Annotated in this window: 9 protein-coding genes; 1 reads left to right on the top strand and 8 read right to left on the bottom strand. The window is 63.0% G+C overall.

Annotated elements, in window-relative coordinates:
* Positions 1-50: 50 nt before the first annotated feature.
* The 7 genes from ACO54Z_RS12820 to cysP all read right to left on the bottom strand — a co-directional run bounded on the left by ACO54Z_RS12820 (position 51) and on the right by cysP (position 6,425).
* Complete coding sequence (locus ACO54Z_RS12820) at positions 51-1,199, bottom strand: WD40 repeat domain-containing protein (RefSeq protein WP_485997364.1); 1,149 nt, start codon at positions 1,197-1,199, stop codon at positions 51-53.
* An 83-nt stretch (positions 1,200-1,282) separates the two neighbouring features.
* Positions 1,283-1,819, bottom strand: coding sequence for a copper chaperone PCu(A)C (locus ACO54Z_RS12815; RefSeq protein WP_485997363.1), 537 nt, complete (start codon positions 1,817-1,819; stop codon positions 1,283-1,285).
* Positions 1,820-1,964: 145 nt separating this feature from the next.
* Positions 1,965-3,059, bottom strand: a complete 1,095-nt coding sequence (locus ACO54Z_RS12810; protein ID WP_485997362.1) for a sulfate/molybdate ABC transporter ATP-binding protein — start codon at positions 3,057-3,059, stop codon at positions 1,965-1,967.
* Positions 3,060-3,144: 85 nt separating this feature from the next.
* Positions 3,145-3,507 (bottom strand): endonuclease domain-containing protein, encoded by a 363-nt coding sequence (locus ACO54Z_RS12805; protein WP_485997361.1) that lies wholly within the window; start codon positions 3,505-3,507, stop codon positions 3,145-3,147.
* A 116-nt stretch (positions 3,508-3,623) separates the two neighbouring features.
* Positions 3,624-4,409: a sulfate ABC transporter permease subunit CysW gene (gene cysW / locus ACO54Z_RS12800; protein ID WP_485997360.1), complete on the bottom strand. Its 786-nt coding sequence runs from the start codon at positions 4,407-4,409 to the stop codon at positions 3,624-3,626.
* Positions 4,406-5,248 (bottom strand): sulfate ABC transporter permease subunit CysT, encoded by an 843-nt coding sequence (cysT, locus tag ACO54Z_RS12795; protein ID WP_485997359.1) that lies wholly within the window; start codon positions 5,246-5,248, stop codon positions 4,406-4,408. Before cysT ends, cysW begins: the two co-directional genes overlap by 4 nt.
* A 202-nt stretch (positions 5,249-5,450) precedes the next feature.
* The gene (gene cysP, locus ACO54Z_RS12790) at positions 5,451-6,425 is read right to left on the bottom strand and encodes a thiosulfate ABC transporter substrate-binding protein CysP (RefSeq protein WP_485997358.1); all 975 of its coding nucleotides are present in this window, start codon (positions 6,423-6,425) and stop codon (positions 5,451-5,453) included.
* Between the two features lie 146 nt (positions 6,426-6,571).
* Between cysP and leuS the strand changes: the two genes are divergently transcribed.
* Positions 6,572-9,178 carry a leucine--tRNA ligase gene (leuS, locus tag ACO54Z_RS12785; RefSeq protein WP_485997357.1) on the top strand — a complete coding sequence of 869 codons (2,607 nt, stop codon included), beginning with the start codon at positions 6,572-6,574 and terminating at the stop codon, positions 9,176-9,178.
* Positions 9,179-9,714: 536 nt separating this feature from the next.
* Here leuS and ACO54Z_RS12780 read toward each other — a convergent pair.
* Positions 9,715-11,730, bottom strand: coding sequence for a translocation/assembly module TamB domain-containing protein (locus tag ACO54Z_RS12780; RefSeq protein ID WP_485997356.1), 2,016 nt, complete (start codon positions 11,728-11,730; stop codon positions 9,715-9,717).
* Between the last annotated feature and the right edge of the window lie 24 nt (positions 11,731-11,754).

The raw sequence follows: 11,754 nt of genomic DNA, 5'->3' as shown, positions 1-11,754 counted from the left end.
TGGGCTGCATCATGGTTTGGTTACCGCTATGAGTGAATTGTAAACAGCCCCTAGTGGCACAGGGTATTACCCGCGCCCATGATGAGGTTTTGCGGGTGGTCGATGCCGCTTAGGGCGATGGTTTGCAGGCCGCCGTCGCGCAGGTCGTAGGCGGTAATCGCCGGGGTGTTGTCGCTCACGATCAGCGCGGTTTTGCTGTCGGCGGTGATAAAGAGCGCGCGGGTGGCGGCGGGCAGCGGCTGTTCGTCGTGTTCTTGTGCCTGCGCGGGCGCGTAGAGGTTCCAGCTTTTCAGGCTTTGCCCGACGGCGATGAGGCGGGTGTCAAGCCAGCCAGTGGCGTAGCGGTCGGTCGGGTTCGGTGCGTAGATGGTTTGTGCAGCGGCGGGGTCGTTGCGCGGAATGATGTGGCCGTTACCGTCGCGGCTGATGTAGAGGTAGAGCTGGCCGTTGTTGTCGATGTAGGGTTGTACCAGCGGCGCAGTCAGCGGGATTTGTTGGGCGATGGTCGCCGTTTCGGTGTTCCAGTTGATGCCGAGGTGCTGGTTGCTGGCGGTGGTCGCGCCAAAGAGCAGGTTTTGTTCGTCCGGGCTGATGGCGGCGGCGGTGAGGTCGTGCCAGTCGTCGGGCAGCGGGTAGCGCTGCTGGTTTTGTTCGTTCAGGCTGTAGCGGTAGAGCGCCGGGCTGTCGTCGAGTATCCACAGTTGGCGCGCCAGCGGGCTGTAGAGCCAGGCGCTGATGTGGTGGTAGCCGTCCAGGGTGCGCGTTTCGCCGCTTTCGCTGTTGAGCAGGGTGATGCGGTCGGCGCCACCGGCGATGAGCCAGGGGCTGTCGGCGTCGAACTGGAGGCGGGTGACGGGGTGGGGCAGTTGATGGTTTTTTTCGCTGTGGTCGCCGAGCTGGCGGATGGTGATGCGGTCGCCGCCGTCGTTGTAGGCGAGCAGGCCGAGGGTTTTGTGGATGGTGAGGTTGCGCGCGGGTTGGGCGAGTTCCAGCAGGCTGGTCTGGCGGTTGGTTTCGAGGTCAATCACCGCGAGTTTGGGGGCGTCGGTATCGCTGACGAAGGCGTAGCGCGCCGGGGCGTTCATGTCGAACAGTTGTTGCAGCACGGTTTCGGGGGTCAGCGTTTTGCTGTAGTGGTAGCCGAGGGCGAGCAGGGCGGCGCAGGCAAGGGTTATGGCGAGGAGCAGGGGTTTTTTCATGGTGGTGCGGGGTGGTTGGCGGGGCATTTTTTTGCCCCTTTCCCGTCAGGCAGGAAAGGGGCGTGTGAGCAGCTCAGGCGCGGTTAGCCTTTCGGTGCGTCTTTTGTCGGCTGGTGTTCATGGCCTTCTTTTTTCATGTCATGGCCGTGCGCACCCGCCTTGTCGCCTTCTACTTTGAAGTGTTCGATGGCTTCTTTGACGGTAATGGTTTTGGCGTCACATTTGAGGGTTTCGCCGTTGCTCAGTTTGAGTTCGAGCGGGTAGGTTTCGCCGACTTTCGGGAAGTTTTTGTCTTCGATGTCCATCAGCATGACGTGGTAGCCGCCTTTTTTGAAGTGATGCACGCTGCCAGGGGTGACGTTGTATTCCTGGATTTGGCTCATTTCCATTTTGCCGTCTTTGTGGATCATTTCGTGCAGCTCGACGTGGCTGGTGATTTTGTCGGCAGCCGCGCCGGTGAGTTTGACGTCTTCTTTGCCTTTGTTTTCGATGTCGAAGAAGGCGCCGGTCATTTGTTTGCCGGGGATGACTTCCTGGATGAGGCAGTTGCTGACGCTAACGTCTCCTGCTGCCATTGCTGCGCTGCTGATGAGTGCGCCGAGGATGAGGATTTTTTTCATGGGTTGCTCCTGGGTTTTGGAAAGGGGTGTCTGTGAACTATGAACGGTTTTTCACGGGTTTCCACAAGACGCGCGCAACTATATCACACGGGACGGCGGGGGCTGGTTTGATTGTGGTCAAGTGGCGCGGCAGGTGGGGGGATGGTCATGTTTCGTCGCGGAACAGCGCTTCTACCGCGCCGTTTGCGCGGAGGAAATAGAGGCGGCGCGGGTTGAGGTAGATGCGCTGGCCGGGTTGCAGCGGCTGACGCAGCCAGGTTTGTGCGGGCAGTGGCAGTTGCCAGCGGGCATCATCACCCCAGCCCTGGTTCTTGACGGTCAGGCGGTAGTTGGCGCCGAGCAGGGTGCTGTGTTCGATGACGACCGCCAGTTGTACGTGGCCGGGCGGGTGGTCGGTGAGTTCGAGGTCTTGGACGCGCAGGGCGAGTTCGCCGTCGCCGTCGGCGAGCTGGCGTTCGGCTTTTGCCCAGCCGCGTCCGCTGTGGAGGATGTGGTTTGCGATGTGTGCCGGGAAGCGGCGGGTGTCGCTCATGAAGTTGAAGACTTGCGCGTCGGCGGGGTCGGCGTAGAGCTGCTGCGGGTCGGCGTTTTGCGCAATCGCGCCGTGACGCATGACGACGATGCGGTCGGCAAGGTCGAGCGCTTCTTCGCGGTCGTGGGTGACGAAGACGCCGGTGAAGCGTAGTTCGCGTTGTAGTGCTTTCAGCCAGAGGCGCAGGTCGTGCCGCACTTGTACGTCGAGCGCGCCGAAGGGTTCGTCAAAGAGGATGACTTCCGGCTCGGTAGCCAGCGCCCGCGCCAGCGCGACGCGCTGTTGCTGCCCGCCGGAGAGTTGTGCCGGGTAACGGCCGCCCATGTCGGCAAGCTGCACCATGTCGAGCAGTTGCGCGACTTTTTCGCGGATGCGCGCTTTCGCCGGGCGCTGGTAGCGCGGCTGGATGGTGAGGCCGAAGGCGATGTTGTCGGCGACGGTGAGGTGTTTGAAGAGTGCGTAGTGCTGGAAGACGAAGCCGATGTGGCGCTCGCGCACCGGGACGTGGGTGACGTCGCGGCCATTGAGGCGGATTTGGCCGCCATCGGCGCTTTCCAGCCCGGCGATGAGGCGCAGCAGGGTGGTTTTGCCGCTGCCGGAGGGGCCAAGCAGTGCCGCCATTTCGCCGTTTTCGATGGTGAGGTCGGTGGGTTGCAGCGCGGGGTAGTCGCCGTAGGCTTTGTGCAACTTTCGGATTTGGATGCTCATGAGGGTTCCTTGTTGTCTGCCCCCCTCCCCTGCAGGACGCGCCAGCGTCCGCAGCGGGGGAGGGTTGGGGTGGGGGGTATGGTTTTCAGCGCGGAAGCTGGCAATGTTTCAGGATTTCTGTCATGACGCTTTCGGTTTGTTGCAACACGTCGTGATTCCAGAAGCGCAGGACGCGGTAGCCCTGGTGTTGCAGAAACAGGCTGCGTTGCTGGTCGTAGGCTTGTTGGTCGGCGTGTTGTCCGCCGTCCAGTTCGATTTCGATAATCAGCCTGATTTCAGGGGCGGCAAAATCGGTGACGTAACTGCCAATAACGTATTGGCGGCGGAATTTGATGCCGTGCAGTTGTCCACCGCGCAGGTGTCGCCATAAGCGGTGTTCGGCATCTGTCATGTCTTTGCGCAGTTCGCGGGCAAAGTGGTGCAGTTTGGGATTTCGCCGGGTTCTCATGGTTGGGTTGGTGTTTTCTGAAGTTACTGCGGTGGTTGCATGGATACCGCTACCCCCACCCCTGCCCTCCCCCGCTGCGGGCTTCGCCCTGCAGGGGAGGGAGCTGTTCTGTGGTGTTATTGGTGTTCCTTCCGCGCCACCCAGGTTTTCAGCGCGAGGGTGGCGAGGGCGATGAGGACGAGCAGTACCGCGCTGGCGAACGCGGCGGCGGCCTGGTAGTCCTGGTAGAGCAGTTCGACGTTGAGCGGCAGGGTGTTGGTTTCGCCCCGGATGTTGCCGGAGACGACCGAGACCGCGCCAAATTCGCCCACCGCGCGTGCGTTGGTCAGTGCCACGCCGTAAATCAGCGGCCAGAGGATGGTCGGCAGGGTGATGCGCCGCCACAGTTGCCAGCGGCTGGCGCCGAGGACGACCGCCGCTTCTTCTTCCGCCGCGCCGTGTTGTTGCATGAAGGGAATGAGTTCGCGCGCGACGAAGGGGCAGGTGACGAAGATGGTGACGAGGACGATGCCCGGCACGGCGAACATTAGTTGCAGGTTGTGCGCGGCGAACCAGGCGCCGAGCGGGCTGTTCGCGCCGTAGAGGAGGAGGTAGAGCAGCCCGGCGATGACTGGCGAGACGGCAAAGGGGATGTCGAGCAGGGTGATGAGCAGGGCGCGGCCACGGAAGCGGAAGCGGGTGACGAGCCAGGCGAAGGCGACGCCGAAGACGACGTTCACCGGCACGGTGATGGCGGTGACGAGCAGGGTCAGCCACAGGGCGTGGCGGGTGTCGGGTTCGGCGAGGGCGGCGGCGAAGGTCGTCCAGCCTTTGGCAAAGGCGCCGTGGAAGACGACGGCCAGCGGCAGGACGAGGAAGAGCAGCGCGAAGGCGAGCGCGAGGGCAATCAGGAGGCGTCTCATGCGTTTCTCCCGAAGCGGCGGAGGAAGTGGCCTTGCCAGAGGTTCACCAGCAGCAACAGCAGCAGCGAGGCGGCGAGCATCAGCGAGGCGATGGCGGCGGCGGCGGGCAGGTCGAATTCTTGCAGGCGCTCGAAGATGAGCAGCGACGCGACTTTGCTGATGTAGGGCTGGTTGCCGGCGATAAAGATGACCGCGCCGAATTCGCCGAGGCTGCGCGCAAAGGACAGCACCACGCCGGAGGCAAGCGCGGGCATGATCTGCGGCAGGATGACGCGGGTGAAGGTTTGCGCCGGGCGCGCGCCGAGGGTCGCCGCCGCTTCTTCGACGGCAGGCGGCAGTGCTTCCAGCACGGGTTGTACGGCGCGGACGACGAAGGGGATGCTGGTGAAGATCATGGCGACGACGATGCCCGCCGGTTGGTAGGCGATGGTGATGCCCAGCGTCGCCAGCGGTTGGCCGAGCCAGCCGTCTTTGGCAAAGAGGGTGGCAAGGGCAATGCCGGCGACGGCGGTTGGCAGGGCGAAGGGCAGATCGACCAGCGCGTCAATGAGGCCGCGGCCGGGGAAGCGGTAGCGGGTCAGCACCCAGGCGAGCAGCAGGCCAAAGAGGGCGTTGAACAGCGATGCCCACGCCGCCGCCCAGAAGGTGACGCGCAGCGCGGCAAGGGTTTGCCCGTCGCTGACGATGTTCCAGTAGTCGGCAAAGGTGAGTTGGGCGAGGTTGATGGCAAGGCCGGAGAGCGGCAACAGCAGGATGAGCGCGACAAAGAGCAGGCTCATGCCGAGCGAGAGGCCGAATCCGGGCAGGACTTGCAGGCGGCGGGGTCGGGGGTGGGTCATGGTTTGCCTTGGATGATGGGTGTTGGTTGTTATATGCGGAAGCCAATGCACGGAATACCGCCGTTACGCCCCCTCCCCCTGTGGGGGAGGGCTGGGGTGGGGTTAAATATTGTTGCCGTCAAATGTTGTTTTTGGACGGTGGGGCAAGCCCCACCCTACGTTTTACATACACCTGAGCGCTCAAGGTGTATGTAAACCCGCCTTACCGCTTCTGCAACTGATCCAATAATCCGCCGTTGTTAAAGTGCTCTTTCATCACTTTTTCCCACGAGCCGCCGATGTCTTCCACCGTTTTCAGTTGCACGTCGGGGAAGCGCTCCTTGTATTCGGCCTGCACTTTTTCGTCGCGCACGCGGTAGTAGTTTTCGGCGAGCAGGCGTTGCGCCGGTTCGCTGTAGAGGTATTGCAGGTAGGCTTTGGCGGCGTCGGTGGTGCCTTTGGCTTCGGTGTTTTTGTCCAGCCATGCCACCGGGAACTCGGAGAGGATGGAGACTTTCGGCACCACCACTTCGTAGTCGTCCGCGCCGTATTCCTGACGGATGCCGTTCACTTCGGATTCAAAGGTAATAAGTACGTCGCCGATTTTGCGCTCAACGAAGCTGGTGGTCGCGCCGCGGCCGCCGGTGTCAAAGACGGCGACGTGTGCCAGCAGCTCTTTGAGGAAGGCGTGCTGTTCGGCTTCGGTTTTGAAGGTGTCCTGCGCGTAGCCGAGCGCGCCGAGGTAGCTGTAGCGCCCGTTGCCGCTGGTTTTCGGGTTGGCGAAGACGACGCTGACCTCCGGCTTCACCAGATCGCCCCAGTTTTCGATGTGTTTCGGGTTGCCCTTGCGCACGAGGAAGGCGGTGGTGGAGTAGTAGGGCGAGCTGTTGTTGGGCAGGCGGGTGCGCCAGTCTTCCGGCAGCAGTTTGCCCTTGGCGGCGAGGATATCGACGTCTGTGACCTGGTTGAAGGTGACGACATCGGCCTTCAGCCCTTGCAGGATGGCGGTCGCCTGTTTGGAGGAACCGGCGTGGGATTGCTTGACCTTGGGCGCGTCGGGGTGTTCTTTTTCATAGAGGGCGTTGTAGCGGGCGAACAGCTCGCGCGCGATGTCGTAGGAGGCGTTGAGCAGCTCTTTTTCGGCGGCGACAACGGGCAGGGCAAGCGCCAACAGCGCGGTTAGCAGGATTTTTTTCATGATGATGCTCCAGATTGGGTGAAGGCGGCATGGTAGGGCATCGCGCCGCGCCTGCCCAATGGCAAGTTTGCATGGGGGTATAACCGGATGGCATACCCCGCTTGGTGTATCATTGCCCGCTTCTTACCACCCTTTCAGGAATCCTCATGCAACCGCAGTATCAACCACAAACTCTCGAAGCCGCCATCCAAAAAGCCTGGGAAGAAAACCAGACCTTCCGCGCGGTCACTGACCCCTCGCGCGAAAAATTCTACTGCCTGTCGATGTTCCCCTATCCGTCCGGCCGCCTGCACATGGGGCATGTGCGCAACTACACCATCGGTGATGTCATCGCCCGCTACCAGCGGATGCGCGGCAAGAACGTGCTGCAACCGATGGGCTGGGACGCCTTCGGCATGCCCGCCGAAAATGCGGCGATGAACCACCAGGTCGCGCCCGCCGCCTGGACTTACAGCAACATCGACTACATGAAAACCCAGCTGAAATCGCTCGGTTTCGCCATTGACTGGTCGCGCGAACTCGCCACCTGCAAACCCGACTATTACCGCTGGGAGCAGTGGCTGTTCACCCGTCTCTTTGAAAAAGGGCTGATATACCGCAAAAACGGCACGGTGAACTGGGACCCGGTGGATCAAACCGTGCTTGCCAACGAACAAGTCATCGACGGGCGCGGCTGGCGCAGCGGCGCGCTGGTCGAAAAACGCGAGATTCCGATGTACTACTTCCGCATCACCGACTACGCCGAAGAACTGCTGCGCGATTTGGACACCCTTGACGGCTGGCCGGAGCGCGTCAAAACCATGCAACGCAACTGGATTGGCAAATCGCGCGGCATGACCGTGCGCTTCGCCCTGCGCGACGACAGCCGCGACGGCCTCACCGCAGAACAACACGTTGTGCAAGTCTTCACCACCCGCCCCGATACCCTCTATGGCGCGACCTATTTGGCAGTTGCCGCCGAACACCCGCTGGCGACCGCCGCCGCTGCCGACAATCCCACCCTTGCCGCCTTCATCAATGAATGCAAGGCAGGCTCCGTCGCCGAAGCCGACGTGGCAACGATGGAAAAAAAAGGGATGCCGACCGGGCGCTACGTCACCAACCCCGTCAATGGCGAAGCGCTGGAAGTGTGGGTCGCCAACTACGTCCTCTGGGGCTACGGCGACGGCGCGGTGATGGCCGTACCCGCGCATGACGAACGCGACTTCGAATTCGCCCACAAATACCACCTGCCCATCCGCCAGGTCGTTGCCCGCGACGGCGAGACCTACGACAGCGCGCAATGGCACGAATGGTACGCCGCCAAAGAAAACACCCGCCTCATTCACAGCGGCGACTGCGACGGCCTTGACTACGCCGCCGCCTTCGACGCCATCGGCAAAAAACTGCAAGCCCTCGGTGCGGGCGAAGAAAAAACCCAATACCGCCTGCGCGACTGGGGCATCAGCCGCCAGCGCTACTGGGGTTGCCCCATCCCGGTCATCCACGACGCCGATGGTTGCGACCTGCCCGTCGCAGACCAAGACCTGCCCGTCGTCCTGCCGGAAAACATCATCCCCGATGGCAGCGGCTCACCGCTCGCCAAACTGCCCGAATACTACGAGACGACAGACGCGCAAGGCCGCCCCGCCCACCGCGAAACCGACACCATGGACACCTTCGTCGAATCGAGCTGGTACTTCTTCCGCTATATGTCGCCCGACTACACAGGCGGCATGGTCGCCCCGGAAGACGCCGCCTACTGGCAGGACGTGGACCAATACATCGGCGGCATTGAGCACGCCATCTTGCACCTGCTCTACGCCCGCTTCTTCACCAAACTGATGCGCGACGAAGGCCTCGTCAAAGTGAGCGAACCCTTCAAACGCCTGCTGACCCAAGGCATGGTGCTGGCCGCCACCTGGTACCGCGAAGACGCGAGCGGCAAAAAAAACTGGTACAACCCGGCAGAAGTCGAACCCGCGACCGATGACAAGGGCCGCGTTACCGGCGGCACACTCATTGCCGACGGCCAGCCGGTGCAATACGGCGGCATGGAAAAAATGTCCAAATCGAAAAACAACGGCGTGGACCCCGAAGCGCTGGTCAAAAAATACGGCGCCGACACCGCCCGCCTCTACACCATGTTCACCGCGCCGCCCGAATCCACCCTCGAATGGTCCGAAAGCGGCGTCGAAGGCGCGCACAAATACCTGAAACGCCTCTGGGCCTACGCCCACGACCACCGCGACCAGCTCGACCCCGCCCCGGTCGAACACAGTGCGCTCGACAGCAAACACAAAACCCTGCGCCACGCCATCCACGAACAACTGCGCTCGGCACAATTCGACTACGAGCGCAACCAGTACAACACCGTAGTCTCCTCGGCGATGAAAATCTTGAACACCCTCGGCGAAGTCGCGCCAGAAGAAAAACGCCTGCGCAGCGAAGGCCTGCGCATCCTGCTGCTCATCCTCGCGCCCATCACGCCGCACATCGCCGCCGCGCTTTGGCAAGAACTCGGCTACGCGGGCAACATCCTCGACACCGCCATCCCCGACCCCGACCCGCAGGCCTTGACGCGCGACACCATCACCCTTGTCGTGCAAATCAACGGCAAACGCCGCGCCGAAATCGAAATTGCCGCCGGCATGAGCGACGACGACATCATCGCCACCGCCCTTGCCCACCCCGACGTGCAACGCCACAGCGAAGGCAAAACGCCGAAAAAAAGCATCGTCGTCCGCGGCAAGCTGGTGAACCTGGTGGTGTAAAACGACCCATCCGGGGCGGTGAGGCGAAGTCCATAACCGCCCGACGATGCTGCGAGCGGTTATGACACAAGCGTCTAACCGCTCCTTTTTTATAGCCATCCACCGAAAGCCTCATACGGTGTTGCGCCGCCTGACCGGGCACCCTAAAAAATGGCGGAGCCATTTTTTAGGGAAACCCGCGCCGTACAACCACGTACTGCCTTCAGCGGCGCGCCTTGTCTGAAACTTTCGGTGGACGGCTATATATGGCGATACGCACAAAGTTCTGTACAAGGCACGCCGCCGTCGCCGCAAAATCGTCGCCATTATCCGGAGGGTGCGCCGAGGCGCACCCTATGGCGGATTCTATGCGGCGGATTCTATGCGTAGGGTGTGTGCCGCAGGCACGCACGCGTTCCCCGATGCCAACATTCCCGCGCGCGAGTCGGCTCCGCCGCCACACATCCAACGAATCCGTTTGCAGACACCCTGCACGCCAGGGCGTGCCCGCCATCCGTTTGCAATACGGTCGCATAGCGCGGACAGCAAACGCATCCCTATCGCCCCAGCTTGCTTTCCACCTGTGCGCCTTCGCTTTCCGTCGCGCTTTTCAGGCGGTTGAGCAGTTCGCCCCAATCGATTTTGCGGGTGTGGCCGATGATGTCCAGATGCGGCAGGCCGCTTCCTTTGACGAGGTAGTAGCCGTTTTGGCCGTCCGGCGCGGGGGCGATGCCGTCCAGCGTCAGCACGCCACTTTCGAGTTCGGCGCTAAAGCCGAGTTTGTCGTAGGGGAAGCGGTTCAGTACGCGGATGAACTGGTTGACCATGAGGTTGCTGCCGCCATCGCCGACGCGCGAGAGGTAGGCGACGGCTTCGTGGCTGATGCGCCGCCGTCCGGGGTTGTGCGCGGGCGTGTGCAGGCGGGCGCGGAAGTGTTGCGGCCGCCAGTTGGTGAGGATGACATCTTCGGCGCTGCCTTCGATGCGCCCTTCGATTTCGCCGATGCCGAAGGCGTGGGTCAGTTGTTGCAGGTCGAGGCGCGACAGGCGCAGGTTGAAGACGGCCAGCGGCGCGTCGCTGAAGAAGCGGCTGATGTGCAGTTGTTCGATTTGTACGTTGCCGTCAAAGACGGCGACGTTCACCGGCTGGCGCAGTTGCAGGCCGTCGCGCGAGAGGCGGATGTCGGGCAGGGTGCCGCTAATCAGGCCGCGAAAGCGCACGGTGTCGAACGCGTCGCCGAGGTGGGTGAGGCTGATGGGGTCGATGTGCGCGCTCAGTTTGTAGTGGTCGCCGTGCGGCTCAAGGCGGCTGATGGTGATGCCGCCGTCCAAGAGCGGGATGCGCAGCGGTTGTTGCAGGGTGATGCCGCGCGCGTCCCAGCGCAGCTCGGCCCGCACCGCGCCCACCGGCAGTTTGTGCCAGCGCGCGCTGGCGATGTGGATGCGCGACGGCGCGCCGTTGTTGCCCGCCTGGCCGTCGAGGTCGTGCAGTTCGTAGCGCCCCTGGCGGTCGCTGATGTGGATGTGGTTGAGGACCGCGGCGAGGTCGCCGATTTTGCCGTCACGGTAGTTGCCGCGCAGGTAGAGGCTGCCGCGCAGTTCGGCGTCGCCAAAGAGGCCGTCGCCGAGGAGCGGCTTGAGGTAGCGGCGGTAGAGGTGGTCGGCGTCGCTGCGCAGGTTGTGCAGTTCGAGCGCGATGAGGCGGTTTTGCGCGAGGTTCCAGTCAAGGGCGGCTTCGGCGTGGGTGGCGCCGTCGTCGAGGGTGAGGTCGTGCAGGGCGAGGCGGCCGGGTTGCCAGTCGAGGCGGGCGCTGAGGTCAAGCGGCGCGCCGTCGATTTTCAGGTAGTACGGGGTGATGAGGATTTCGCCGTGGGTGAGGTGGAGCGCGATGTCGCCTTGCCAACGGTTGCCGTGCTGGCGCAGGTCAAGGCGGGCGCTGCCGTGGAGGTGTTCTGCCGCCTGCATACTGTCGGCGCTGTTGTAGCAGAGGTCGTCAAGGGCGACGCTGCCGCTGAGGCGCAGGCCGTCCGCGTCGCGGCGTAGGGTGAGGTCGGGGCGTAGCGTGCCGCCTGCCTGGATGCCGCGCGTGTTCAGCAGGGTGGGCAGGAGGGCAAGCGGCAGTTCGGCGGCGATGTTGGCGCCGCCGGAGGCGGGGTTGAGGGTTGCTTGCAGCCGCTGTTTGTCCGCTTGCAGGCGCAGGGTCGCGCCGGGCGGCAGTTGTAGTTCGCCGCGCAGCAGGTGTTGCAGCAGGATGCGGTCGGCGGTCAGTTGCAGGGCGGTGTTGCCGCGCTGGCTGCGCAGGGCGAGGGTTTCGATGGCGAGGCTGTCGCCGTCGCGGCGCAGGCGGGCATCCAGGACGGTGTTTTTCAGCGGGGTATTGGCGAGGCGGGTCGCGGGCAGTTTGCCGCTGAGGTGCCAGTGTTGGTAGTCGCCGCTTTCGGCGCGCAGTTGCAGGTTATTGACGGGGACGCCCGCGATTTGGCCGTCCAGTTCGAGTTCGACGGTGAGGGCGTGGGCGGGGAGTGCGGCGAGGAAAAGCAGGACAAGGATGTGTTTTGTTATCCGCTGGCTCATCGAAGTGCGAGGTATGCGGGCTAA

The organism is Cardiobacterium sp., from assembly GCF_057314735.1.
The sequence above is the reverse complement of the archived record's forward strand: the minus strand, read 5'-3'. Positions and strand labels throughout refer to the sequence as shown.